Genomic DNA, 25790 nt, shown 5'->3' on the forward strand with positions numbered 1-25790 from the left:
CAACAGTGGAACTGTTTCGCGATATCAATATCGACTGGCTGGGCAAGAAGTGGTATCTGCTCGCCTTCTCTCTTGTCTTTTCAGTGTCGGGCATCTTCAGCATGCTTTTCTGGCACAAGATTCCATACGGCGTCGACTTCAAGGGCGGCACCCAGGTGCACGTCAGCTTCGACCGCACGCCGAGTGAAGACCGCATCCGCGCCGCCTTCGATGCCGTCGGCATTAAGGATGAGAAGGTCCAGGCCGTGAGGGGCGACGTGGGCGCCCGTCCCGAGGTTCTGATTTCATTGCCCGAAAAGAGCGACGCCACCGGCTTCGATGCCCGTGCGGCTGTTCTTAATGCCCTGGAAACGAATTATCACGACGGCGGCTTCAAGGTGGAGAGCTCTCAGACCATCGGACCGACGGCCGGCGAACAGCTTCGGCACCAGGCCCTGTTTGCGACGCTCTACTCGCTGCTCGGCATGCTGGTCTATCTCTGGTTCCGCTTCGAGCTCATCTATGGCGTGGCTGCCGTGGTGGCCGTCTTCCATGACACCCTGATCACCATCGGCGCCTTCAGCCTCACCAACCAGGAGATTACGCTCACGGTAGTGGCGGCAATCCTGACGCTGGTCGGTTACTCCATGAACGACACGATCGTGGTCTTCGACCGTATCCGCGAGAACCTGGCGACGGCGCGCCGTGAGACGCTGTCGACCGTGGTGAACCGCAGCATCAACCAGACCCTGAGCCGTACCATCCTGACCTCGGGTCTGACCTTCCTTACCGTTCTCTCGCTGTATCTTTTCGGCGGAGAGGTGCTGCACGGCTTCAGCTTCGCGCTGGTGGTCGGCATCCTGATCGGTACCTACTCGTCGATCGCAGTGGCGGCTCCCATGCTGGTGGCGTATCAGGACTGGCGCATTGCCAAAGGTAAGGCGGCATCGCTTCCCGGCGGCAAGCGAGCGTAATTGCGGTTGGGTTGCACTGTCTTTAGTGCAACCCAGAAACTTTTTCAAATTTTTTGGGAACACCTCCCCATTCCGGGAACAAAATCAGAATCTGCGGTGTCTGTAGCACGTAGCTCACCTCCAATTTGAGGGTTGCAACTATGTTTGAAGACTCGTTGATGGAATCCGGCGGCAAGATCAAGTCCAAGTCCAAGTACTGGATGATCGCTACCTTTAGTTTCAACGGGGTCATCATTGCTCTGATGATCCTGATTCCGCTGCTGTATCCCGAAGCGCTGCCTAAGACGGCGATGACGGCGATGCTCAGCGCGCCTCCGCCGCCTCCGCCTCCGCCACCTCCGCCGCCTCCGGCGCAGGTGGTGAAGCCGATCAAGGTCATTAGCGAGCTGGACCAGGGCCTGCACGCTCCGACCAAGATCCCCAAGGACATCAAGATGGTTAAGGAAGACGCTGCGCCTCCGCCGCAGGTCGCCGGTGTTGCCGGTATGGCGGGCATGGGGGGCGGCTCCGGTTCCGGCATCGCTGGTGGTGTTCTCGGTGGTATCGGTACGGCTCCGGCTCCGGTCGTGAAGGTGGCTCCTCCCAAGGGACCGACTCGCGTTTCGGCCGGTGTGATGGCTGGACAGATCCTGGTGAAGACCAACCCGGTCTATCCTCCGATCGCCCGCGCCGCTCACGTACAGGGTTCGGTTGTGCTGCATGCCGTGATCTCGAAGAGCGGCACCATCCAGAACCTGACGGTCATCAGCGGACCTGAGATGCTGCGTAACGCGGCCGTCGAGGCTGTGCAGCAGTGGAAGTACAAGCCCTACCTGCTCAACGGTGAACCCACCGAAGTGGATACCACCATCACCGTAAACTTTACGATGGGAGGCTAAGTCTCAAGACTTAGCAGCAGGTTTCGACATTGCGGGGGCTGTGGCCCGGCTGGCACAGCTCAAACAATTAACGTTTTGCATCACACGTAGTACCGGAAGTCCCAATCAGGAGGAAAGAATCAAGTGATTCTCGCTCATCTCGCAACTTTCGCCCCCCACAGCATCGGCATGTTTCTCCAGGAGGGCCAGGTAAGCTTCTCGCTCATGGGTCTGTGGACGAACATGGGCTGGCTGGCCCGTATCGTCGCCATCATCCTGTTCATCATGTCGATCTGGTCGCTGGCTGTGATCATCGATCGCGCCCTGTATTTCTCGGCTGCCCGTAAGCAGTCCCGTGAGTTTGCTCCCAAGGTTGCCGGCGCTCTGAAGGACGGCCGTCTGGATGAGGCGATCAAGATCGCTGACCGTTCCAAGAAGTCGCACCTGGCCGAGGTTGTTACCGCCGGCCTGCAGGAGTTCCGTTCGTTTGGTTCCGGCGGTTCCATCACCGAGGACCAGATCGAGTCTGCCAAACGCGCTCTGGAGCGCTCCGAAGCTATCGTTCACGCCAAGCTGAAGCGCGGCCTGGGCGGTCTGGCCACCATCGGTTCCACCGCTCCGTTTATCGGTCTGTTCGGTACGGTAGTCGGTATTCTTAACGCCTTCCAGCAGATCGCTACCCAGAAGACCTCCGGTATCGGCGCTGTCGCTGGCGGTATCTCGGAAGCTCTGGTAACGACCGCGTTCGGTCTGCTCGTAGCTATCCCGGCCGTTATGTGCTTCAACTTCTTCACCGGTAAGGTTGAGTCCTTCGACGTGGAGATGGATAACAGCTCCTCGGAGCTGGTGGACTACTTCATCAAGCAGTCGCACCGCTAAACAGCCCAAGCGAGAATCTCCGCCTCGTACCCCGGTCAGCCGCCGCGAAACGGCATGACCGGGGTACGGGCGGCCTGAAACCCTCGCAGTACGAAAAGACTCGCTTAAGGAGCAACTCCAATGGGAATGGCATCTCGGAACCTCGAGGGTGCGGTAAATTCCAACATCAACGTCACACCGATGGTGGACGTGATGCTGGTGCTGCTGATCATCTTCATGGTCATTACCCCCATGTTGAACAACAAGGTGAACGTCGAACTGCCCAAGGCGAACGCCGCGGTGATCATGGAAGACGCGAATAAAGAAGATTCCGTGGTCGTTGCTGTGACCCGTGACGGCAAGGTCTTCCTGGGCGGTGACCAGGTGACTGTTGACGATATGGGCGCCAAGATCTCGGCCAAGCTGGAGAACAAGACCGAGAAGCACGTCTACCTCCGTGGCGACGCCCGCGCGAACTACGGCAAGGTAATGGACGCTGTCGACGGTATCCGTTCGGCCGGCGTAAGCCAGCTCGGTCTGCTGACCGAGAAGACTGAAGATCAGTAAGTAAGCTCAAGATTCGCCGCCCAAGCGCGGCAACGAAGGAGATTCAGCTATGGGAATGAGTGCCGGTGGTGGTGGCGGCGTCTCTTCTGACATCAATGTGACGCCCATGATCGACATTCTGCTGGTGCTGCTGATTATCTTCATGGTCATCCAGCCCACGGCAGTTCATGGACTGGACACCCTGGTGCCTCAGCCGCCGAAGGACAAGAACCAGCAGGAGAACCCCAACGACCGCACCATCGTGGTGCAGGTGTTGTCCAACAATGGCCGTCCTGCCTACAAGATCAACGACACGGACTTCGCGAAGGATGGCCTGACGCCCAAGCTGCAGGAGATCTACGCGACCCGCGCCGAAAAGGTCATGTTCGTCAAGGGTGACAAGGACCTCGACTTCCAGTACGTCGCTGAGGTGATCGACTTCGGACACGCCGCCGGCGTGGACAACATCGGTCTGATCACGCCTCGCGTCGAGGCTGGACAGTAAGCATACGGTGAGCTTCTGCCGCGCCTGGGCTCTCTGCTCATGCGTGCCCGGAAGCACGTCGTCGACATATGCCCTACACGGGCGGTGGCACACAGCTGCCGCCCGTGGTGTCTTTAGAGCATTTTCCCTGTTGCTGGGTATCCCGGGAAGAGCATGCAGTGGCGTTTTCATTGAGGAAAACGCCCATAGATGCATAAGCCCTGCACGACACCTACAGGAAAAATGCTCCAATGCTGTGCTCGCTCATGACTTCCTTAACGAGGTCTTTATGACATTCACAGCAGCAACCCGCATCGCCTCTGAGATCAACGTCACACCGCTGATCGACGTTCTTCTCGTTCTGCTCATTATCTTTATGGTCATTGCTCCCATACCCAGCCACGGCATCGGCGCGGCGCTTCCCCAACCGGCGACGCATTCGGCCCCGGAACCGGTCTCCGTTCCGTTAGTAGTGCAGTTGTCCTATGGCGATCGTGGGGTACCCGCCTATGCTTTGAACCGTCAGGAGATAGCTCCTGATGAGGTGGGCAGCCGTCTTGCAATGGCAATGAACCTGAGGCAGGACCACACCGTTTTTTTACAGGCGGATGAACGTTTTGACTTGCAGGCGGTCGCCGGCGCGGTCAATACTATCCGCCGCGCAGGGGCCTCGGAAATTGCTTTGTTAACCAGAAAAGACTGCAACCAGATGAACTGCTGAACCGTCTTCGGAGGAGGGTTACCACCTGATCGGTACCGATCAGGTGGGCCAATCTCCTTTTCACCTTCAACTACTGGCCATGCGTCATGCTATGCCTTTACAATCATCGTGCAAGACTGTCGCGCTTCTCGCACGCAATCCGGCAAAATCACTACATCGCGAATTCTCAAGGAGACCCTTCGTCCAATGAAATTCCAGCTACGTGTTCCGGCAATGGCCGCACTTCTCCTGGTTACGCTTCTCTCGGCCACCGGATGCAACCGTCTGAAGGCCCGCGACCAGCTCACGAAGGGCATCGCATCCTTCAAGGCCGCGAAGTACGAAGACGCTATCAATCATTTCCAGCAGGCTCTTGATTACGATCCGAGCTACGACGTGGCCCGTCTCTATCTCGCCACCACGCTGGCATCGCAGGTAGTGCCTAACCTTGAGACGCCTGAGAACCTCAAAACAGCACAACGTGCAATGGATGGTTTTCAGCAGATCCTGACGAAGGACCCGAAGGACAAGACTGCTCTGCAGCAGATGGCTTCCATCAGCTTCAACCTGAAGAAGTTTGATGATGCGAAGAACTGGCAGAAGAAGGTGATCGAGGTCGATCCCGCTGCCTCTGAGGCTTATTACACCATCGGCGTAATCGACTGGATGCAGTCGTATAAGAACGCCACCACCATCCTCGCCGCCGATGGCCTGACCGACGGTGGCGACGGCAACCCCAAGAAGAGCAAGGACGCGTGCGCCAAGCTGCAGGCCCAGAACACCAACCTGGTGAGCGAAGGTCTGGAGTATCTGCAGAAGGCCGTCGATAACAACGCGACTTATGAGGAAGCCATGACCTACCTCAACCTCACCTACCGCCGTAAGGCTGACCTCGAGTGCGGCAACGATCCCGCTCGCAAGGCCGACCTGGATAAGGCGCAGGAGTGGAGTGACAAGGCCATGGGCGCACGTAAGGAAAACGAGCGCAAGAAGGAAGAGAAGAACAAGGGCGGCGTCACGATGTAGTCTTCGCCCATGCGACGAGAAGCGCAAAGGCCTCCCGCAAGGGAGGCCTTCTTCTTTGCCTCTCTTGACTACGGTGGCCCACCTTGAATGGCGTTGAAGGGCTTCGTTGAAAGTTAAAAGTTGAAAGTTGAAGAGGTACGGCATGGACAACCGGGATCGCATGGATAGCCCAAACACCGGGTGCCCCGGGTCCCTCGGGGACCTGGGCATTCGCGCACCGCGCGAACCACCTTTTGTCATTCGCAGAACGGATCGAGCTCCGCTCGATACTCCCACATAAGCTTCGCGTATGTAGGGCACCCGACCAGACTCACCCATGCAGTACTTTTCCAACTTTCAACCTTCAACTCGGCGCGCTCTCGACACTACTCCTCTTCGACGTCTAATTTCTAACAAGCGCCGATGGCCCTCTCTTCCTCCCAACTCCGCCGCGAACTCTCCGCTCGCGGCCTCGCGCTTGAGCGCGAGTACGAAACAACCTATGGCCGCGACGACCTCCACACGCCATCGGTCTTATTCCAGGAAGATGAGTTGGGCCAACATGGCAACTTCCATCCATCGAGCTACCGCCGCATCCTGGCCAACCCCGCCTGGGCTGCACGGCTCGCGAAGGCATACACCGCGAGCAGCCGGGTAGCGTATGCCAGGACGCGACAGCGTAAGGAGCTCGACTGCGCCAACTCTTCCGATGCTCTGCTGATGAATATCGTCTGCTATCCGGGCCTGCTTTCGCGCCCGCAGGTCTGTGCCCTGCTCGGTATAGCTCCGGGCCTTACACCCGAGTTCGGCGTGCGTATGGAGGCTCCGCAACACGGCACACGCTCTGATCGCTCAGAGGTCGATCTCGTCCTCGGGCATCTGCTGATCGAAGCCAAGCTCACCGAGACCGGTTTCCAGACCGCCCGTCCTACACTGGTAGAGCGCTACCGTGACCTCGAAGAGGTCTTCTTCCTCGAAGACCTGCCCCGCAACGCCCGCGGTGACTATCACCACTACCAGCTCCTCCGCGGAGCGCTGGCAGCCCAGCACACCGGCAAGACCTACCTGGTGTTATGTGACGCCCGCCGCTCCGACCTGCGCGAGGCCTGGTTCCAGATCATCCGGTGCGTCCGCACAGCAGAGCTCCGCAGCCGCCTGGCGCTGCTCACCTGGCAGGAGTTGGCCGCCACGGTACCGAAAGGGCTGGCGGCGTTTCTGGAAAGGAAGTATGGAATCGTGGGAGGCCGGTAGCGCAGCCCGTTGAATCGCTGAATCGTTTGAATGGTGTGGTCGCTCGTAAACACCGGTTTCCGCTAGCCGCGTTACTCGGATAAAGGCCGGTGATACTTCCCCGGCGGGGACAAACCATTCAACTATTCAACCATTCCACCATTCAACTAGCATCTAGCAATGGACCGCCTCTGGACGCCCTGGCGTTACGCGTATATCACCAAGTCTGGCCCTTCGCAGCGCAAAGGCATTCCTGAGCCTCTCAATGCCTATCCTGACGACCAGGGATGCGTCTTCTGTAATCTCATCGCTTCGGTTGACTACGCCATCGAGCACGGCATGCCGGTGGATGAAGCGGAGCGTCACGGACACATCGTCGCGCGGGGAAAGTTCCACTACATTGCTCTAAATGCATTTCCCTATACCAGTGGTCATGTAATGGTGGTACCGTATCTGCACACGGACGCGCTCGCGAAACTTGACGTGGAATCAGCGCATGAGCTGATCGTCATGGCACAGCAGACCGAGCGGGCTATCCGTGCGACCTACCGTCCGGACGGGCTGAACTTTGGCCTGAACCTCGGAGAAGCTGCCGGGGCCGGCGTTGCGGCACACCTGCATCTCCACGGGCTGCCGCGATGGGTGGGGGATAACAACTTCATGCCTGTGCTGGCTGAGACACGTATCCTGCCGGAAGATCTGGACGTCACCTGGCAGCGCCTGCGACAGGCCTTTCAGTCGCTGTAAATCTTTTCAGTCGCCTGTAAACGTACGTAGCACCAAATCGGGAATCAAATATCGAATCTGTGACAGTAATCACAGACAACGCCACAAAACTGGTTCATTCTGTTGCATACACTGCAATCGCTGTGAGCAACAGGCCCCAAACTCAGTTGCATCTATCCATTCAGTAACGAACAGCCAGTACTTGCACGAAACCTAAACCACGCGATGTTCCTCGCCTTGTCTCGCCTGGAACGTCCCCGGCCCCGGAGGTGTACGATGCAAAGCTCGCTCAAGGTACTACCCATCACCCCGACCGTCGCTGCAGCCTCATTGATTGAACCTGAGGATGCGCGCATTACCGGCCAGACGCGGTCACTCCCGCGTCGGCTCCTTGCCTTGAATATGCCTTTGGATAATGTTCGCAAATCGGCCCTAAGTAGTACTCCCGTGTTGACGCCGCAAGCGCGCATTGCCTAGGGGCGCCACCCCAAAAACAGCAAGGCCCAGAGAATATCTCCGGGCCTTTCGCATTTAACGTTATCGATTACTTGTTATCGGCAATCTTATCGGGCTCAGGCCGCATGCGGGTCGCCTCAAAGTTCACGACCTTCCATCCTCCACCTGCCTGACGAGCATAGACGCGGGTGTAGAGATACTTCCCGTGCAGCGGACGCCCATCCATCTCACCATCGACATCCACTTGCGAGGTCACGACGGCCGTGCTTCCATTGATGATTTTTACCTTCAGCTCATCGACATCCATACGGGTGATGTTGATCTTGCGGTTCGTTACGCGCTCGACCATCTGCTGCTTGGTCTGGACCATGCCGTTGGCGGAGATGCCGATGTAGTCGTCGGCCATCATCTTTGACATCGTGTCGGTATCGGCCCTCAACTGCGCCTGCCGCCATTGCTCTTCCAGCGCCTCAATCTGCCGATGCGAATGGGGCTTATTCCCCGACGCAATCTTCCGTACGCCATTCACCGGGGCCATGCCCACCTGGCGAAAAACCTGCGCGTGAATGGCAATTGGAGCCGCCACGGCCAAGGCCAGCATAGCGAATTTGACTGCGTACTTCATCGGTAAGGTGTACGGAGTGTAGCCCTGTTTTCTCCGCAAAGTCAAAAGAACTTTTAGTAACCAACTACCACTTTCGCTGCACACTCTGATGCCGCGATTCAGTAATGGGAAGCCCCTGCAAAAAGTAATGATCCGGGCGCATTTCTCCTGATTGGAAGCGCGCTGTGGGGGCGCTAACAATTGGAAGTTAAACGTTGAAAGTTGAAGATGTGCGGCATGGGTTGGGCGGGATTCGCTGCATCCCCTGGAGCACCGTGGATCGAGCGTCCTGAAATCACACATGGCCCTACTACCGTCCTGCTATTAGAACGCCGCGCGGAAGGAGAAGGTTATCCGGATTGAAGCGCGATTCATCTCCGGCTTGTCATTTCATAGTGCAGTGAACGGAGCAGGATGCGGATGAGTTGAGAGTCCCAACAATGAGGGGTAAGTAGACTTTCCCCGTTGCGCAAGCGCAACCATTTCGCACCGTAGGTGCGAACGCCTTGCTTAAGGGGACGGCTTCAGCCGTCCCATAGGAACGCCTATAGAGACAGCGGTTTTAACCGCTGAGGGCAAAAGTTCGACAGTCAGCCCATTCCGCAGTGACCGAAGGGGACGGAGACATCTGCTTCTCTACCGACACACTTCCAGCAACCCACACCGCACGTCTTCAACGCTTGACGTCAACGTTCCCGCCCCAAAAGCAAAAAGCCCGCGGGAACGCGGGCCTCAGCTCCATCCCAAACTTCCTTACCCAATAACGCTGGCAGCGAATTCTGGCAGAACCATCGTCTGTTCGCGATCCGGGCCGGTGGAGACCATACCGATCTTCGCGCCAGTCTCCTTCTCCAGGAACTTCAGATACTCCTGCGCCTTCGTGGGCAGCTTGTCGAACTCGGTGATGCCCTCGGTCGACTCCGCCCAGCCGGGCAGCGTGGTGTAGACGGGCTCCAGAGCCTCCAGGCCGCGAACGTCGGCAGGGATGGTGTCGATGACCTTGCCGTCGAGCTTGTAGGAGGTGCAGACCGGAATCTCCTTCAGCGAGTCCAGCACGTCCATCTTTGTCACGACCAGCCACTCGGTGCCGTTGATCATGTTGCTGTAGCGCAGGATCGGCAGATCCATCCAGCCGCAGCGGCGCGGACGTCCAGTGGAGGCGCCATACTCATTGCCGCGCTTGCGCAGCTCCTCACCCATCTCGCCATGAATCTCGGTCGGGAACGGACCCTCGCCCACGCGAGTGACGTAAGCCTTGGTCACGCCGATGACAGTCCCAATGGCCGTCGGCCCGACGCCGGTGCCGATCACGGCTCCGCCTGCCGTAGCCGAGGAGCTGGTGACAAAGGGATAGGTGCCATGGTCGATGTCCAGCAGCGCACCCTGTGCGCCCTCGAACATAATCCGCTTCCCTGCCTTCAGGCTGTCATTCATCAGGGTAGCGGTATCGGTCACGTACGGCGCCACCTGCTCGGCGTAGCGGGCGTACTCTTCGTAGATCTTGGCCGGGTTCAGCGGCTCGGTGCCCCACAGCGCGTGCGCGATGGAGTTCTTCTCATGGCATGCATTGGTGATGTGGGTGCGCAGCAGCGCCGAGTTCAGCAGGTCGATCACCCGCAGGCCGTTGCGGTGCATCTTGTCTTCGTAGGCGGGTCCGATGCCGCGGCTGGTGGTGCCGATCTTCGTGCGCCCGGGGGCGTTCTCGGCGGCCAGCTCGATCATGCGGTGGTAAGGCAAGATCACCTGGGCACGGTCGCTGACAAAGAGCTGCCCGTCGACCGGCAGACCGGCCTCCTTCAGCATCTTCACCTCGGTCAGAAAGGCGGCAGGGTCCATTACGACGCCATTGCCGATCACGCTGAGGCAGTCCGGCCGCAGCACGCCGCAGGGGATCAGATGCAGGACGTACTTCTTCCCTTTGATGATGACCGTGTGCCCGGCATTGTGCCCGCCGGCATACCGCGCCACCACCTGAAACTTCTCTGAGAGGACATCGACAATCTTGCCCTTGCCCTCATCGCCCCACTGTGCGCCCAGTACTACCGCCGATTGCTTGAGAGATGCCACAGGTACTCCAAAAAAGGAATCGGGCGATTGGGTCGCCCGATTCCTAATTTTATATCTCCGCAACGAAATTCTGCCGGATATTGCGTTACACCGCTGTGGAGGAAGGCGGCCAAAGAGGTTATTTCTGCTGTTCAAGTTCCGCGTTTACGCGGGCACCAGATCCGCTGACATCTACGTTCCTTGAGAACGATAGTTGGATCCATTCCGCTTGTGGAGGGCAACTCACTCTTTCGCGAATCGCACATTCTCTTTCACTCGCTCCATCAATTCCTTTTCAATCTCCAGCCATTGCGCATTTCCGCGTCCACTCGGCATCAATTCTTCCGCGGTAAATCCGGTCTCCTTCAGATCCTCGGCGTAGATCACCATCAGCTCGCGCCGTTTGGTGGCGTCGGTCAGGTGGACCAGGCGGACGTTCATCATGCCTGCGGGTTCGGTGTATCCGTGGGCGTGCAGCATGGCCTGCACCTTGGCGGCGTCGCTGCCCTCTTTTGCCGGCTGTGAAGGGCCGAAGCGTGGTCTTACGTCGAACTTCATGCCGCCCAGCTCCAGCGTGCGTTCGAATTTGTAGCCGTAGGTTGCGTTGGGAGTGCTTGGTAGATATCCCTCGAACTGGATCCAGTACAGCCGCTTCACCACCCGCTGCGCATCGGCCTCCACGAAGAGATGGATCTCGCAATCCGCCACGCCATACAGCACGAAGTGCTCCGCGCCGAGATAGATCGCCTGTTTCGGCAGCGCGATGTGCACCGCCGGGTCGTGCTGCGAGACGACGACGTTGCCGGTGACGGTTCGCTCAGGCGGCGGAGTTTGTGCCGTAGCGATTCCGCAGAGCGTTGCCAGGGTTGTGACGATCAGGACTCTCTTCAAGGCGACGGTCTCCTCCGTACGGAAGGTTACGAAGAGCAGCGTGTGGTGGTTCCTCAAACACCGTTATCCGGTTTCCTTGTCCTCCCCGGCTGCGGCAATCTCGTCAAAAGTTGCAAGGATTCACTCCATGTTGAAATTCATTCGTCGCCTGATCGGTCGTCTGATCGCGAAGTGGCGATCCATTCCTCCGCTTACCAAAGAAGAGGAAGACGAAGAAAACCAGACTTTTACCTTCTAGCTAGGTCTTCAATGCTTCGTGTCTGTCGCCATGCGTGTCAGGGAACCGGCGCCGGGGGCTGGGTGCCCTATATACGCGCGGCGTGGTCCAGACGAGCTTCGTTCGTTTGAGGTGCAAGCTGCGAAACAAAAGATGGATCGAGCTGGCGCTCGATCTCCCACATAAGCTTCGCGTATGTGGGGCACCCGGTCGTCATCTTTGCCGCTGAGTACTTGTAATCCGTCGGGTCCGGACTACGAGCCCTCAACTGGCAACTGGGCACGTTCAACTTTTAACTTGCAACTTCTAGCCCCTCCCCAGAGCATCCAAATCACATGGCAAACCTGCAGACCATCCCGCTGGAGACCATCACCAACCAGCCCACCACCCTCGCCGAGTACGTCGGCAAGGTGCTGCTGATCGTCAACGTCGCCTCCAAATGCGGCTTGACGCCGCAGTACTCCGGGCTGGAATCACTGTATGAGCGTTTTCACGATCGCGGCCTGGTGGTCCTCGGCTTCCCCGCCAACGACTTCGGAGGTCAGGAGCCCGGCACGAACCAGGAGATTGCCAAGTTCTGCTCACTGACCTACGACGTCAGCTTCCCCATGTTCGCCAAGATCGGTGTGACCGGACCGGGGAAACACCCGCTCTATCAGGAACTTACGAGCGCTCTGCCGCAGGCCATTTCGACCACCGGGTTCGACTTTGCGGGCGACCTGCGCAACTACGGTACTGAGCCCAATCAGCCGCCGGAGCTGCTCTGGAACTTCGAAAAGTTCCTCATCAGTCGTACCGGAGAGCCGGTAGCCCGGTTTGCCCCGGATACCACGCCCGACGACCCGACCCTGATCGCCGCGATTGAGGCGGAGTTGGAGAAATAGCTGGGTCTTATAGAGCGGCTCTTCAGGCCTTGTTTCGCCCGGATACCTGGGGCGTTGCGCAGGCTGATCTAGAACGCATCTCCACCCCAGCGAACAAGTTCGCCGGGAGTCCCGGTCCTTCAGCGTTCCAAGCCATGGCACTCTTTTTGATTTGTCATTTCGCAGCGAAGCGGAGAAATCTGCTTTTTTACCGATGTTCCTTGCCTAAGTAAAACCTTTAAAAGCAGATCCCTACGGGATGACAAACAAAAAACTATCGCGCATAGCGCGATAGCCGGGGACCCCGGTCCTTCCGCGCTCCGAGCTATGGCAACCCGTGTGGGGACAAGCCCAAAACTGGCAGAATACGGTCAGTTGGCGTTTCCAAGCTGCCGGCCACGATTCAACCATTCGACTATCCAACCATTCAACATTTACTCCCTTTTTGCACAACTGCTTTCTTTCTGCAATCCTCGCTACAATCAAGCTGTTCCACGTGTGTTGACGAACTGGTACAGTGTTGCCAAACGCACGTCAAGGTTTCACCATCGGGAGACACTTCTGCCATGACGACCACCGCAACCCCGCTTCAAGCTGCAGCATCCGCGGCTCCCTCCGGCAATCTCGAAATCTCTATCTCCCGCGGCGATCTGCTGCGTGAGCTGACGGCCGCACAGTCGGTGGTGGAACGTAAGACGACGATCCCCATTCTGTCGAACTTCCTCTTCGAGGCTGACGACGACCGCCTGACCATCACCGCCACCGATCTCGATCAGTCCCTGCGCACCTCCACCACCGCCAAGGTGAAGAAGCCCGGCGCGTGCACCATCCCCGCGCGCAAGCTGTATGACTACATCAAGCTGCTGCCCGAGGGCGAGATCAGCATCAAGCTGATGGATAACCACTGGGTGCAGATCCGTGCCGGCCGCTCCAACACCAAGATGGTGGGCATGGCCCGCGCCAACTTCCCCACCGTTCCCGAGTTTCCCGAGACCGGCGCCCTGAAGGTCAACGTCGCTGCCCTGCGCAGCATGATCTCCAAGACCATCTTCGCCATCTCCAACGAGGAGTCGCGCTACACCCTCAACGGCGCTCTGCTGGTTCTCAAGTCCGAGTCCATGGCCATGGTCGCCACCGACGGTCACCGCCTGGCTCACATCGAGCGCTTCGGCGAGACCATCTCCGGCGTCTCCGGCGAGAAGAAGACCCTCATCCCGCGCAAGTGCCTGGGCGAGTTGTCCTCGCTGCTAGCGAACACCGAAGACGACACCCTCGAGTTCGCCGACGACGAGCAGACCCTCTACTTCCGCATCGGCGGACGCGTGCTGACCAGCCGCAAACTGACCGGCCAGTTCCCCAACTACGAGGCCGTTCTGCCGCGCGATAACAACAAGTTCGTTATCGTCCGCAGCGAAGACCTGATGGGAGCCATCCAGCGCGTCGCCCAGTTCGCCGACGAGCGCTCCGGAGCCATCAAGATCCGCATGGAGCAGAACGAGCTGAAGATCTCCTCCTCGTCCACCGACTCCGGCGAGTCGGAAGATACCATCGAGACCCCCTACAGCTACGATCCGCTGGTCGTCGGCTTCAACTCCGCTTATCTGCTGGACTTTCTCAAGGCCATCGGCAACACCGGCGAGGTCCGCCTCGAATTCAAGGACGCCCAGTCCGCCGGCCAGATGCGCCCCGAAGAAAGCGGCGAAGACTCCAAGTACCGCTACATCCTCATGCCCATGCGCATCTGAGACTGGCGTTCAGGCGGAGCGCGCTTCGCGCGAAGGCCCGGCAGAATGCCGGGCCTTGTCGTTTCTTGATCCAGCACAGACTGGGTGCCCCATATCTGCGAAGCAGATGTGGGCATTCGCGCTTGGCGCGAACCGCTTTTTTGTTTTGTCATCCCGTAGGGATCTGCTTTCCGACCCGTCAAAGACGGGATCGAGCTTCGCTCGATACTCCCACATAAGCTTCGCGTATGTGGGGCACCCTCCGTGCCTTCATCCAGCTAGCAACCAGACAAAAACAGGCTCCTCAACTCTTCAATCCGCTCCGTACTCAGCAGCTTCCGTTGCCTTTCCAGCAGCACCACCCATCCATCCTCGGCGCGCATCTCGATCCCTCGCGGTATTGACCAGATCACACCGGTAGCAGCGTCATGCCGGGCTGCCATCAATGTCAGCGGATGCCTCTCGCGTCCGAAACCGATCTCGGCATCCATCACGATGACGTAGCTATGGCCGTGCCGCCAGAAGATACAGTGGCGGCCCTGGCCCCAGTTCAGATCATCGGTCATGGAGAAGGGAAAGTCCTGAGGTATCTCGTCATCGGGAAAGTCCCCGCCGGTCTGCTGTGCGTACCGCAGCATCTGGCCGCGCCGTCCGCCGCCCATTTGAAGCTTGGGCAGCATCAGTGCTACCAGCAGCAGGACGGAAACCAGGACAAAAAAAGCAAGCATTCCGCTGTGATTGTCGCACCAAGAGAGTCAACGGGGCATCCGGAACGATACTTCCAGCCAGGTCCGAGCTTGGCTAAGCTGCCAGCATGGTAATGAATCCACAATCCGTATTTGCTGCTGTGGTGGAAGCGCACGACGCCTGGTTCGACGCCAACGTCCTCGCCGCCCTCGAAGACAGCAACTCCGCGGAACCCATCCGCGAAGAAGAACTGGTCGAGACCTACTAGGTCTTTGGCAGCACGAGCGAGTCGTGGTGTCCATGAGGGCTCGTGTGTGGGGACTTGGTTGAATAGTTGAATGGTGGGCTCGTCGCGAGTTCACGCGGCTCCGCTTCCCTGGACGTCCTTTAAACGCAAAAAGGGCGAGCCTCGCATAAGCGAAACCCACCCTCTCTGAACAAGCAAGAAACTATTCAACCATTCAACAATTCCACCATTCAACGGTTCTTACGCGAGCGCCTGCTCGCGTAAGAACCCGTACAGCGGATACTTCTCTGCCAGCTCGCCAACCTGGCCTTTGATCTTTGCCAGCTTGTCCGCGTCGTTGCGGTGCTCGAGAGCTTCGGCGATCCACTTGGCAATGATGCGCATGTCGTCTTCCTTCATGCCCCGGGTCGTCAGTGCCGGAGTGCCCACGCGGATGCCGGAGGGCTTCAACGGAGGGTTGGTGTCGTACGGAATCGCGTTCTTGTTCACCGTGATGCCGGCCTCACCCAGAGCATTCTCGGCTTCGCTGCCCAGGATGCCCTTGGCAAAGACATCCACCAGCATGAGGTGCGTATCGGTGCCGCCGGAGATGATGCGGAAGCCCTCGCCCTGCAGCGCCTCAGCCAGCGCTTTGGCATTGGCAACGATCTGCGCAGCATAGAGCTTGAACTCAGGCTGCAGTGCTTCCTTGAAGGCAACAGCCTTTGCCGCGAGGATGTGCACCAGCGGTCCGCCCTGCTGGCCCGGGAAGACAGAGCGGTCCAGGCCCTGTGCGAACTCCTGCGTGCACAGCACCATGCCGCCGCGCGGTCCGCGCAGCGTCTTGTGGGTGGTGGTGGTAACGAAGTGTGCGTGCGGCACCGGTGAAGGATGTACGCCGCCGGCTACCAGGCCGGCGAAGTGAGCCATGTCGACCATGAGGTAGGCGCCGACCTTATCGGCGATGGCGCGCATGCGGGCAAAGTCGAAGATGCGAGGATATGCCGATCCACCGCCGACGATGACCTTCGGCTTCTCACGCAGGGCTGTTGCTTCGAGCTCGTCGTAGTCGAGAACCTCCGTGTCTTTCCGCACCTGATAGCCGACCACGCGATACAGCTTGCCGGAGAAGTTCAGCTTGTGGCCGTGAGTGAGGTGGCCGCCGTGCGCCAGGTCCAGGCCCAGGATGGTGTCTCCGGGCTGCAGGATGGTCATGTAAGCCGAGGCATTGGCCTGCGAGCCGGAGTGCGGCTGCACATTGGCGTGGTCGGCGCCGAAGATTTGCTTGGCGCGGTCACGGGCAAGATTCTCGACGACGTCAGCAAACTCGCACCCGCCGTAGTAGCGCTTCGCCGGATATCCCTCGGCATACTTGTTGGTGAAGACCGTTCCTGCGGCCTCCAGCACAGCGCGCGAGACGAAGTTCTCACTGGCGATCATCTCCAACCCTTCGTGCTGGCGGATGACCTCCTTTTCGACCATCGTTGCGATTTCGGGGTCAGAGGCGGCGAGAGATGCGTTGAAGTCGATCGGCATAGGAATATTCTAGCCGCGCAGCCAAACCCCTGGCTCAGACCGCTGTCCTAGGTTGGCCTAGCCCATGCACCGGGTGCCCCCAGGCCCGGGGTCCCCGACGAACTTGTTCGTTGGGGTGGTGTCCCTCGGGGATCTGGGGCATCGCGCTACGCGCGACCGTCTTTCGTCGTGAGTAGGAATGAACTCATCTGACTCCGAGATCTGAGGCTCAGATAGTAAAGGCCGGGCCCAGGTCCCCTTGGGACCCGGGGCACCCAGTGCCGTGGCTAGGGGCGCGAATGTAAGGGGGGTACCCCCAGCCACCAGCAACTAGAATCTGCCCTTCAGGGCCGCCTTTAACTGCTACCAAAGTCGCATCGCGCTCCCCCGCACAGGCGATACCGCCCGATTCTGAAGCGCGCGATCCTCCCAAAAGAGGAACCGAATCCAAGTTTCGAGGGTCATTCTGAATGCATGATTTCCTTCTAGCCCTATGTTGCGTCAGTATGGTGTTGGCGCCATACTATGTATCGTTTTCGGACACCAAGGTAGACGCGGTCGAAGAAGAATGCATCACAAAAAATGTCCGCTGCCCTAAAGCAACGGGGGATGGCCGCCGATGGATACGTTGACCAATATGATGGACCTTATCTTAGGTTGCAGTTTGGTTGCTGTAGTTGTGCTCCCTTGCCTCTTTGCCGCGCACTTCGGCAGGGCGCACCGCCACACCAAAAAGACTGCCTGAACAATTCGCTTCCCGGGGCTAGAGCATTTTCCTGTAGGTGTAGTGCGGGGCTTGTGCATCTATGGGCGTTTTCCTCAATGAAAACGCCGCCGCACGGCCCCTTCCGGGATACCCAGTAACAGGAAAAATGCTCTTAACCCGCTGTACGCAGGCGCTTGAACGCTCGATAGACGAACGTGCCGAGATACCAGCCGTCCAGCCACGCGTATGGCTTCTCACCCACCACGTAGTGTCCGCAAGGCAACACTTTGGGCGTGTGCGGAATTCCACGCTGTTCAAAGCTTCGCAGTACCTCCAGTGAAAACTCCAGAGGAAATGTCAGATCGTAGGTCGCATACACGACCAGCGTCTGCCGGTCTTTCACGCGCGCAAACTGCTCCATGTAGTTCTTCGGGCTAATCGCCTCAAAGCAGGCCCGCACATCCTCTCGCGACATGCCGGCTTCTTCAAACGCCGCGCGCACGTGACGTGTGCTCTGACCCTGCCACACCACGTCGCCAAAGCTGGTCGACGCGTGATTGAAGGCGCAAACCTTCAACCGCTCATCGAAGGCGGCGGAGAGAAATGCATACTCCGACCCCAGGCTCGTTCCCAGCACGCCAAAGTGCGTGTATCCCTGTGACTGCAGCCAGTCGATGCAGCTCCGCACATCGACGACGGCCTGCCGTACCGCCTCGATGGTGCGGCCGATGTTCGAGCTTACGGCATAGTCCGAGCGTTCCAGCTCTGCCGGTCTGCGGATGTCGTGATACGGCTTTGAGAGCCGCAGCGCAGAGACGCCGAACTTGTTGAATAGATCGCAGAGAACGTTGTGGCTGAAGGCATCGGCATTCCACTGCGGCATGACGATGATGGCCTGCTTCGGTCGTTTGGGATCCTGATGCTTCGGCGCTGGATACCAGCGTGCGTTTACCTGGTCGTTCTCCGGATACTTGGTGCGTACCGCGGAGGTAAAGCGCAGGAACTCGGCCTCTTCGATCAGACCCTCTTCGGCATTCGCCTTCCACAGCGCGTCCTTCGCCAGCGTCTCCGGGCGCACGTTCGTGGGAAAGAGCTGCGGGTGCCGCTTTTCCAGACGAAAGTCGGTCGGCGTCTGATAGCTGAAGAACTCCTCGGCGTTGGCGACGATGTGGCCGTTGATAGCCTTCATCGATCCAAGCGGGTCTTCCTCCACATGTGTTCCCCACTCGGCCAGCCAGTCAAAGCCCCATTCGAGCGGACGTACAATGCGGTTGGTGTCTGCCGTGGTGAGCCGCGTCTCCCACGCGTACATCCAGTCTGAGTACAGCTTTTTAAACATTCTTCTCTAGTTTACCGGGCAAGAATTGAATGATTGGAGAATTGAACAATTGAATAATGCCCGTGCACCGGCTGCTTCGACACACGCCGGTGAGAACTCATCATTCAATTATTCAATCCTTCCATTATTCAATCTGCTGTCACACCAAAATCCTCGTTACTCGCTCACTGATGCCGCACAGAATCTCGTACGGAATCGTGCCTGCGATGGTGGCTTGCTCTTCGACTGGAACACCATCGCCGATCAGAGTGACTTCGTCGCCGATGACGGCGCCGGGAATGTGCGTGACGTCAATCACGGTCAGGTCCATGGAGACGCGCCCGACAATCGGAGCATGTGTCTCCTGCAGCAGCACGCGTCCACGATTGGAGAGCTCGCGTCGCAGTCCATCCGCATATCCGACCGGGATCAGCGCAAGCCGCATCGGCGCCGGCGCGGTGAAGGTGGCGCTGTAGCCCACGGTCGCTCCTGCGGGAACTTCGCGCAGGCCGATGATGCGGGTCTTCCAGGCCATTACCGGTTGCAGCGTTTGCCGTATGTGCGGTGCGGCTCCGGTCAGCTCCAGGGCGTAGCCATAGAGTGCAAGGCCGGTGCGCGTCATCGGCTGTGCACCGCAGGCTGCGGCAATCTCTTTGATTCCGGCGAGAATCTTCCCGGCGTCGACACCGGAGGTATTTCCCGCGTGCACCCACTCCAGGCGCAGGCCGCTTGCCTTTACCTGCGTGGCAAAGCGGTCCATCTGTTCACGGTTCAATGGAGAGCCGGCCTCTTCGGTTGAGCCCAGATGCGTCATCGCACTCTCAATTCGCAGGGGAGAGTCTTCGGCAATCAGCGCGGCGAACGCTGCCAGATCGGCAACGCCCTGGCGCGCCATGCCGGTATCGACTTCGACGTGAACCGGAAAGCTCTTTGGCGCCAGGCTACGCGCGCGGGCAGCGTCTTCCAGCAGGCGAAGCTGGTACTCCTCCCAGATCACCGGTGTAAGGCGATGTTCGACGGCTACGGCGGCCTCGCCGTTCCACACGCCGCACATCACCAGAATGCGTGGCTGCAGGAAGCTGGGCAACATGCCCAGCGACGCCTTCACGCGCACACCCTCTTCCACCGAGGTCACGCCCAGCCATGCGGCTCCGGAGCCGGCAAGAACCGGGGCGCACAGTTCGGCGCCGTGGCCGTAGGCGTCTGCCTTGACGACGGCGAGCAGTTCCATCCCCGCGGCTGCGCGAGTGTGACGGTAGTTGGTGGCCAGCCGTGTGGCCGAGATCTCGGCCCACACGGGCCGTACGTGATTGGGTTCAACAGCGCGCATCTACTTCTATGCTAGAAGCGGTTGCGGTGGAATCTCCGGAATGAGGAACCTCGGCGGCTACCCATTTGCGTTTTTCGGCTTCTCGAATTGGCGCAGATAGTCTTCCAGACGCTGCCCTTTCTTCAGGGTGAAGGGCTCATCCAGAAGCTCGAACTTCTCCATGCGGTCCAGGCGGAAGAGCCGGAAGTCGTTGCGCAGCTCGCACCAGGTGGCGGCGGTCCAGGCGCCGCCCCAGAAGTAGAGCGCCAGCGGACGCGCACGGCGGTTGTGGCTCCACTGCCCGTCTTCCCGGCAGTAGTCGAAGCGGATGATGCGTTGCTCCACGCATGCCGTGTGGATGCGGTCGATCAGCGTGCGCACGGTCTTCTGCAGCCGGTAGCCCGGTGCGTACATCATCACGGAGTCGATCTGCTGCCGCATCTCAGGCGGAAGCACGGCTTCGATCTTGCGCAGAGCATCGGCCGCTCCGGCGACGGCCTCATCGCCACCCCAGGCCTTTACCAGCCGGGCTCCCAGAACAAGCGCGCTTAATTCGTTGGCATTGAACATCAGCGGAGGAAGATCCATGTCGCGGCGCAGCGTGTAACCCACGCCTGCCTCGCCGAGAATCGGCATGCCTGAGAGCTGAAGGTCGCGCACGTCACGATAGACAGTGCGTTCGCTTACCTCCAGCTTGCGGGCGAGATCGCGGGCCGTCAGCAGACGCCCGGCGCGAAGGACTTGAACGATACGGAAGAGCCGGTCGGCACGGCGCATGGCAGCAATGGTATCCCGTTGTGCGCGTAACTACTCAGTGGAGTGCAGACCGACGGTGTTGCCCTCGGTATCGCGGATGCAGGCAAAGAAGCCGAAGCCGCCGGTGATCTCGGTCTTCGGAATCAGGATGGAGCCGCCCTTGGCCTTCACCCGCTCCAACACCGGAGCAAGGTCGCCCTTGCAGCTCAGATAGACGACTGTGCCGGACTCACACGGCTTCTGGAACTCGCGCTGCACCAGCGCACCGCCAGTGCCGGCAGGATCCTTGGGAAAGACCACCATCGGGTTCTCATCGGGGAACGATTGCATGTTCATCTCCAGCACCTGCTCATAAAAGGCCTGTGCACGTTCTATGGAAAGGGTGGGAATCTCAAACCAGGTGGCAGCGGACTGCGGTCGTTCACTCATACGCTCGGTCTCCTTGTCGTTTACAAGAAGCAGCGTACTGACGTCCTACTGACAGCATCCTGTCAGTAGGTTTTCAGGAATTTGTGGTGGGAGCCTACAGCGTCACCGGCGCATCCATATAAGCCAACGAAGTGTTGATCTTGTAAAACAGAAGTGGACAGAATCCGCGCGGCAATGACACACGAACTACAAGGCGCTATCGACCGGCTCTACAAGGTCTTCGCTGTGGTAGGCCGCCTATCGGCGATGGAGTTCTGTCCTTGCGGTTGCACCAAGGCTGAGGCAATTGGCGCGCTGCTGCACCGGGATATCGCCTCCATAGAGTTTGCTTCACTCGCGGACTATTCCTTTAGCGCGATGACAACGCAGGGCGGGGTTCAGGACTTCAAATACTTCCTGCCACGTCTACTGCAGGGGATTGCGACGGAAGAGTATCGGTACAACCCCGAGGTCCTCTTTGGCAAGCTGAGATATGCGAATTTTCTCTCATGGCCGCCCGCGGAAATAGATGCTGTGCGTAGCTTCATGGAGCAGCTTTGGAAGCTTGCCATCCAGACTTATCCGGTCCATCACGCCCTTCCCGGGTTCCCTGAGATCGAGACGCTACTCTCTTCTATTGCACAAACCGGCGTTGCGATTTCTCCATATCTGCTTCTCTGGAGCGAGGCGGCTACTGTGGATGCGACGAAGAACCTTCTTCACTTCGTCACGCTGTACGGGGAAGAGTTTGCCGATGGAAACACGCTCTCCGCTGGTTTCTGGGAGTCCGCATCTGAGCAGGCGCTTGAGTTAAGACAGTGGCTTCTGCAGCCTCAGGTCTGGAACTGGATTCAGGAACGGAAAGATCTCCCCATCGATAGCGGCTATGAGCATCTTCTGGCTCCTGCTCTTGCAGTACTCGCAAAAGAGATGGAATCCACAGGCGTGTAATCACCCGCCCACAAGGCTCGTCAGTAATAGCGAGCTCTACTGCAGAGGGCTCGCCAGATTGGCAGCTTCGGAAGCCGCAGGCCATACACCATGCCTGTGGCTTCAACACCTTTGCAGATTGGAAAACAGCCGTCTTCGTGTCCGTGGCCGAAGTGAGGCTGGCAGGGCGTAATGATGAAAAAGTCTTCGCTGGACCGGTATACGCTTCTTTCGTTTCTTTTCTGGCTGGGCGCCTTTGCCAGCCTTCCCACGCTGATTGCGGCAGAACATCCTGCAGCCGGGTGGGATCTCCATGTCTATGCCAATGCTGTACGGTCACTCGCCGCCGGGCACGATCCTTATGCCGATGGCGTTGCCGCACAGCGCATCTATCACGCGGAGTTGATGTCGGGGCAGCACGATCCCACTGCGATGCCGCCGTACACCTACGTTTACTCGCCGATTACGCTGCCGCTGGTCCGCATCTTGACTGCGGTTTCGCATTCCACTGCGGTGCATGCCTACTGGGCGTTCTACATCCTGTGCATCATGCTCGGTGTGTGGGCAATGTCGCAGGCGGCTGAGAAGAGCGAGCGTGTCTTCATATTGCTGGTTGCTCCCGCAGCGGCGTTCTTCCCTGGCCTGCTGCAGGGCGATGTCTTCTTCAGCGGCAACCTGGCGTTCATGCTCTACGGCCTTGTGCTCGCTTCGGCCGTGCTGGGATGGAAGTATCGGCAATGGCTTCCGTTCTATGCGGTGGTGCTTGCGGCTTCGTGTGTCAAGGCTCCGCTGCTAAGCCTGCTGGTGATTCCTGCGCTCTCCGCAGCAAGGCAGTGGCGCAACGCTGCGATCGCGGCTGTCGCCGGGCTGGGGTTATTCGCAGTACAGCCGCTGCTGTGGCCCTCGCTCTTTCATAACTATCTTCAAGCCGTGGAGTTGCAGTTCAGTTTCAATCACGACTTCGGCGTAAGCCCCGCAGGTCTTCTGGGCAATGCCCTCTATGCCCTCCACATTCCTTATTCACCGCTTACGACGATCTTCTATCTGCTCTATGCGGCGGCTGTACTTGCGACCCTGATCGTTCTCGCACGCCGCTACTTCGCAGGCGAGTTCTCGCTGCAGCAGTGGATCCCGGTGCTGATGCTCGGCGTTGTCCTGATAAACCCGCGTATCAAGGAGTACGACATCGCTCCGCTTTCGATTCCCATGGCGCTGGTGGCGTGGCGCTTCTTCTCCCGCGGCAGTACGCTGTGGCGCGCGGTGCGCGAGATGTCGTTCTTCTTCCTGATGATCAACGGCTTCGCGCATGTCGACTACGTCTTCTGGAAGCCGATTGCCGGCTCGCTGATCGCGGTGCTGTTTGCCGTTGGTTCGTGGCATCTGCTGCACCCTGAAACGCAGAGCGCTTACCAACACACGCCGCTACGTCCAGAACAGCTAAGCAAAGAGCTGATCGCAGCGTAATAACAAAAGGAGCCACGACACCGGGTGCCCCACATACGCGAAGCTTATGTGGGCATTCGCGCTCCGCGCGAATCGTATTTCTCATTATGATTCCGTAAACAGCTGGAAAGGTATGGATCGAGCTTGCGCTCGATACTCCCACATAAGCTTCGCGTATGTGGGGCACCCAGTCTTGGGCCACTCCAAGCTATATGGAGACGCCCTAATACTCCGCTCCGGAGTGGGCGGTTTCCAGATTCTCGAAGCGCGTGTAATCGCTCAGGTAAGCCATATGCACACTGCCAGTCGGGCCGTTACGCTGCTTGGCGATGATGATCTCGGCCTTGCCCTTCAGGTCTTCGTTCTCGCGGTCGTAGTACTCTTCGCGGTGAATGAAGCAGACGACGTCGGCGTCCTGTTCGATCGATCCTGACTCGCGCAGATCGCTCAGCATCGGCTTCTTCTCGCCGCCACGCTGTTCGCTGGCACGCGAGAGCTGCGAGAGTGCGATGACCGGAACCTTCATTTCTTTTGCAAGGGCTTTGAGGCCACGCGAGATCGAAGAGACCTCCTGCGTACGGCTCTCGAAGCCCTTCTTGCCCGGTCCGGCGGAGCCGGTCATAAGCTGCAGGTAGTCGATCACGATGAGATCCAAAGCGCCTTCCTGCTGCTTCAGCCGGCGCGCCTTCGCACGCATCTCGGCGAGGGTGATACCAGGAGTATCGTCCACATAAAGCTTCGACGACATCAGCCGATCCAATGCGCTGACCAGCTTTTGCTTATCTTCACGCGGAAGGAAGCCGGTCTGAATCTTCTTCGAGTTGACCAGAGCTTCGCTGGCCAACATACGGCGAAGCAGTGACTCCTTGCTCATTTCCAGCGAAAAGACCGCAACCACCTTGGCGTCGCGCACCGCCGAGTTCTGCGCGATGTTGATGGCCCACGCTGTCTTACCCATCGAAGGGCGGGCGGCGATGATCGTGAGTTCCGAGTGCTGCAGGCCGCTGGTCATGCGGTCGAACTCGGCATAGTGCGTGCGCAGACCGGTTATCTCGCGGCCCTGCTCGTACAGCGCATCGATGGTGCCGAAGCTCTCGGCGACGATCTCACCGATCGAAGAGAAGCTCTTCTGGATGGCGCCCTCGGCGATCTCCAGAATGCGGCCTTCCACGCGTGACAGTACATCGATGGCGAGCTCGGACTGGTCGGCCGACGCCAGCAGGCCGTCGTTGCACACGCTCATCAACTGGCGCAGCAGGCTCTTGTCTTTGACGATCCGAACGTAGTCTTCAATGTTCGGATTCCGGGGAATGCCCTCGGTCAGGAACGAGAGATAAGGAAGACCGCCGATCCCCTCCAGCTCCTTCTTGCGGGCCAGATTGTCGGAGACGGTGACGATGTCGATGGCGTGCCCTGCCTCGATCATCTCCAGCATCGCGCCGTAGATGCGGCGATGCGAGTCCAGCGAGAAGTCGTCGATCTTCAGCCGGGCGGTGGCATCGGTGATTGCCAGCCCATCCGTGAGCATAGCGCCAAGGATCGTATTTTCGGCGTGGAGCGCAGCCGGTGCGCCTTGCTGCTCAAGGATCTGAAGATAAGAGGCCATTGCTGCTTAAAGAATAGGCCCATTCCGTCACTGACGGTATCGTCATCCTTGCACCGAGTTTGGTTCAGAAATTCTGCCAAAGTCCCTTGGGTTGAGGAAACTGTGGAAGTCGCGTCTATCGGCTCGTGCGTTCATCCCGAATCTGTGCCGCGAGAGTAATCAAATCCTCGAAGACCCGCGCCTCATAGAGGCTTCGTGCCCGGGTACGGCGAAGCATCTCGGGAACCAGCTGACGTGTTTTGCGATACGTCTGCATCATCTGTTCCACGGTGGGGCGATAGCTACGACGGACAAACGCGTTGCAGAGTTCTCGCATTACACCTTCAACGGTTCCGCCGTGGATATTGCAATCTGTTCCATCGAGATCGCTGATAGATTTCTGAGCTCGACGTAATCTGCTCTCAAAAACAAACCATGTGTGCGGCTGCGTGTTGGCGACCGCCAAGCCGAGCTCAAACGGCATATTGAATCGTGGAGTAGGTGGTGGATTCCGATCCAGTTCAACCCTCGAGAGATCATGAATAGAGTAGCGGCAGGATTGAATGAGGCGAAGAATTCTTTCCAGGCGACGCGTTCCACCCGAGATGGCGAGAGTTGCCTTCGGTGTAAGACTGAGTTCAACGCACCCTACGATGTACGCAAGGTAGAGCCGCTCAAACTTTCTGTCATATGGGATGTTTAGAAAGACTGCTTCGTCATCAACTTGCGGTGGCGGCATGTTCCCTT

26 protein-coding genes are annotated in these 25790 nt (G+C 58.7%); 15 read left to right on the forward strand and 11 right to left on the reverse strand.

Annotated features, from left to right (window positions below; genetic code table 11):
- Positions 1-5 precede the first annotated feature (5 nt).
- From secF to FTW19_RS02660, 10 genes are all read left to right on the forward strand, one after another.
- Positions 6-953 carry a protein translocase subunit SecF gene (secF, locus tag FTW19_RS02615; RefSeq protein WP_147646190.1) on the forward strand — a complete coding sequence of 316 codons (948 nt, stop codon included), beginning with the start codon at positions 6-8 and terminating at the stop codon, positions 951-953.
- A 140-nt stretch (positions 954-1093) separates the two neighbouring features.
- Complete coding sequence (locus FTW19_RS02620; protein WP_147646191.1) at positions 1094-1831, forward strand: energy transducer TonB; 738 nt, start codon at positions 1094-1096, stop codon at positions 1829-1831.
- Positions 1832-1954: 123 nt separating this feature from the next.
- Positions 1955-2689: a MotA/TolQ/ExbB proton channel family protein gene (locus FTW19_RS02625; protein WP_147646192.1), complete on the forward strand. Its 735-nt coding sequence runs from the start codon at positions 1955-1957 to the stop codon at positions 2687-2689.
- Between the two features lie 120 nt (positions 2690-2809).
- Positions 2810-3235: an ExbD/TolR family protein gene (locus FTW19_RS02630; RefSeq protein WP_147646193.1), complete on the forward strand. Its 426-nt coding sequence runs from the start codon at positions 2810-2812 to the stop codon at positions 3233-3235.
- Positions 3236-3284: 49 nt separating this feature from the next.
- Positions 3285-3719: an ExbD/TolR family protein gene (locus tag FTW19_RS02635; protein WP_147646194.1), complete on the forward strand. Its 435-nt coding sequence runs from the start codon at positions 3285-3287 to the stop codon at positions 3717-3719.
- A 268-nt stretch (positions 3720-3987) separates the two neighbouring features.
- Positions 3988-4419, forward strand: a complete 432-nt coding sequence (locus tag FTW19_RS02640; RefSeq protein ID WP_147646195.1) for a biopolymer transporter ExbD — start codon at positions 3988-3990, stop codon at positions 4417-4419.
- A gap of 186 nt (positions 4420-4605) precedes the next feature.
- Complete coding sequence (locus FTW19_RS02645; RefSeq protein WP_147646196.1) at positions 4606-5424, forward strand: hypothetical protein; 819 nt, start codon at positions 4606-4608, stop codon at positions 5422-5424.
- Positions 5425-5826: 402 nt separating this feature from the next.
- The gene (locus tag FTW19_RS02650; RefSeq protein ID WP_147646197.1) at positions 5827-6654 is read left to right on the forward strand and encodes a PGN_0703 family putative restriction endonuclease; all 828 of its coding nucleotides are present in this window, start codon (positions 5827-5829) and stop codon (positions 6652-6654) included.
- 159 nt (positions 6655-6813) lie between these two features.
- A complete protein-coding gene (locus FTW19_RS02655) occupies positions 6814-7380 on the forward strand; it encodes an HIT family protein (protein ID WP_147646198.1) in 567 nt (188 codons plus the stop codon).
- Positions 7381-7635: 255 nt separating this feature from the next.
- Positions 7636-7836 (forward strand): hypothetical protein, encoded by a 201-nt coding sequence (locus FTW19_RS02660; RefSeq protein ID WP_147646199.1) that lies wholly within the window; start codon positions 7636-7638, stop codon positions 7834-7836.
- A gap of 67 nt (positions 7837-7903) precedes the next feature.
- Here the strand turns inward: FTW19_RS02660 and FTW19_RS02665 are convergent, their stop codons facing one another.
- From FTW19_RS02665 to FTW19_RS02675, 3 genes are all read right to left on the reverse strand, one after another.
- The gene (locus FTW19_RS02665; protein ID WP_187143219.1) at positions 7904-8479 is read right to left on the reverse strand and encodes a nuclear transport factor 2 family protein; all 576 of its coding nucleotides are present in this window, start codon (positions 8477-8479) and stop codon (positions 7904-7906) included.
- 693 nt (positions 8480-9172) lie between these two features.
- The gene (locus FTW19_RS02670) at positions 9173-10486 is read right to left on the reverse strand and encodes an adenylosuccinate synthase (RefSeq protein WP_147646201.1); all 1314 of its coding nucleotides are present in this window, start codon (positions 10484-10486) and stop codon (positions 9173-9175) included.
- A 222-nt stretch (positions 10487-10708) separates the two neighbouring features.
- A complete protein-coding gene (locus FTW19_RS02675; protein WP_147646202.1) occupies positions 10709-11356 on the reverse strand; it encodes a hypothetical protein in 648 nt (215 codons plus the stop codon).
- Positions 11357-11908: 552 nt separating this feature from the next.
- Between FTW19_RS02675 and FTW19_RS02680 the strand changes: the two genes are divergently transcribed.
- Both FTW19_RS02680 and dnaN read left to right on the forward strand, forming a co-directional pair.
- Positions 11909-12457, forward strand: coding sequence for a glutathione peroxidase (locus FTW19_RS02680; RefSeq protein WP_147646203.1), 549 nt, complete (start codon positions 11909-11911; stop codon positions 12455-12457).
- A gap of 545 nt (positions 12458-13002) precedes the next feature.
- Entirely contained in the window at positions 13003-14181 is a 1179-nt protein-coding gene (dnaN, locus tag FTW19_RS02685; RefSeq protein WP_147646204.1) for a DNA polymerase III subunit beta, read from the forward strand.
- Positions 14182-14438: 257 nt separating this feature from the next.
- On the opposite strand, the gene FTW19_RS02690 is transcribed toward dnaN, so the two are convergent.
- Positions 14439-14888, reverse strand: a complete 450-nt coding sequence (locus FTW19_RS02690; protein ID WP_147646205.1) for a hypothetical protein — start codon at positions 14886-14888, stop codon at positions 14439-14441.
- A 92-nt stretch (positions 14889-14980) separates the two neighbouring features.
- Between FTW19_RS02690 and FTW19_RS26240 the strand changes: the two genes are divergently transcribed.
- The gene (locus FTW19_RS26240) at positions 14981-15115 is read left to right on the forward strand and encodes a hypothetical protein (RefSeq protein WP_281292424.1); all 135 of its coding nucleotides are present in this window, start codon (positions 14981-14983) and stop codon (positions 15113-15115) included.
- A gap of 219 nt (positions 15116-15334) precedes the next feature.
- Here the strand turns inward: FTW19_RS26240 and glyA are convergent, their stop codons facing one another.
- The 5 genes from glyA to FTW19_RS02715 form a co-directional block, all read right to left on the reverse strand.
- Positions 15335-16609 (reverse strand): serine hydroxymethyltransferase, encoded by a 1275-nt coding sequence (gene glyA, locus FTW19_RS02695; RefSeq protein ID WP_147646206.1) that lies wholly within the window; start codon positions 16607-16609, stop codon positions 15335-15337.
- Between the two features lie 857 nt (positions 16610-17466).
- Complete coding sequence (locus FTW19_RS02700) at positions 17467-18633, reverse strand: alpha/beta hydrolase family protein (protein WP_147646207.1); 1167 nt, start codon at positions 18631-18633, stop codon at positions 17467-17469.
- Between the two features lie 139 nt (positions 18634-18772).
- Complete coding sequence (alr, locus tag FTW19_RS02705; protein ID WP_147646208.1) at positions 18773-19942, reverse strand: alanine racemase; 1170 nt, start codon at positions 19940-19942, stop codon at positions 18773-18775.
- 57 nt (positions 19943-19999) lie between these two features.
- Positions 20000-20698 (reverse strand): helix-turn-helix transcriptional regulator, encoded by a 699-nt coding sequence (locus tag FTW19_RS02710; RefSeq protein ID WP_147646209.1) that lies wholly within the window; start codon positions 20696-20698, stop codon positions 20000-20002.
- A 30-nt stretch (positions 20699-20728) separates the two neighbouring features.
- Entirely contained in the window at positions 20729-21106 is a 378-nt protein-coding gene (locus FTW19_RS02715) for a VOC family protein (RefSeq protein ID WP_147646210.1), read from the reverse strand.
- A gap of 174 nt (positions 21107-21280) precedes the next feature.
- Here FTW19_RS02715 and FTW19_RS02720 point away from each other — a divergent pair, with 174 nt between their 5' ends.
- Complete coding sequence (locus FTW19_RS02720) at positions 21281-22036, forward strand: hypothetical protein (RefSeq protein WP_147646211.1); 756 nt, start codon at positions 21281-21283, stop codon at positions 22034-22036.
- A 171-nt stretch (positions 22037-22207) separates the two neighbouring features.
- On the forward strand, positions 22208-23479 hold the full coding sequence (locus FTW19_RS02725) for a glycosyltransferase 87 family protein (protein WP_147646212.1): 1272 nt from the start codon (positions 22208-22210) through the stop codon (positions 23477-23479).
- Between the two features lie 202 nt (positions 23480-23681).
- Here the strand turns inward: FTW19_RS02725 and dnaB are convergent, their stop codons facing one another.
- On the reverse strand, positions 23682-25064 hold the full coding sequence (gene dnaB, locus FTW19_RS02730) for a replicative DNA helicase (RefSeq protein WP_147646213.1): 1383 nt from the start codon (positions 25062-25064) through the stop codon (positions 23682-23684).
- Between the two features lie 115 nt (positions 25065-25179).
- Positions 25180-25782 (reverse strand): hypothetical protein, encoded by a 603-nt coding sequence (locus tag FTW19_RS02735; protein ID WP_147646214.1) that lies wholly within the window; start codon positions 25780-25782, stop codon positions 25180-25182.
- Between the last annotated feature and the right edge of the window lie 8 nt (positions 25783-25790).

The sequence above is a fragment of the Terriglobus albidus genome (assembly GCF_008000815.1).
GTDB lineage: Bacteria > Acidobacteriota > Terriglobia > Terriglobales > Acidobacteriaceae > Terriglobus > Terriglobus albidus_A.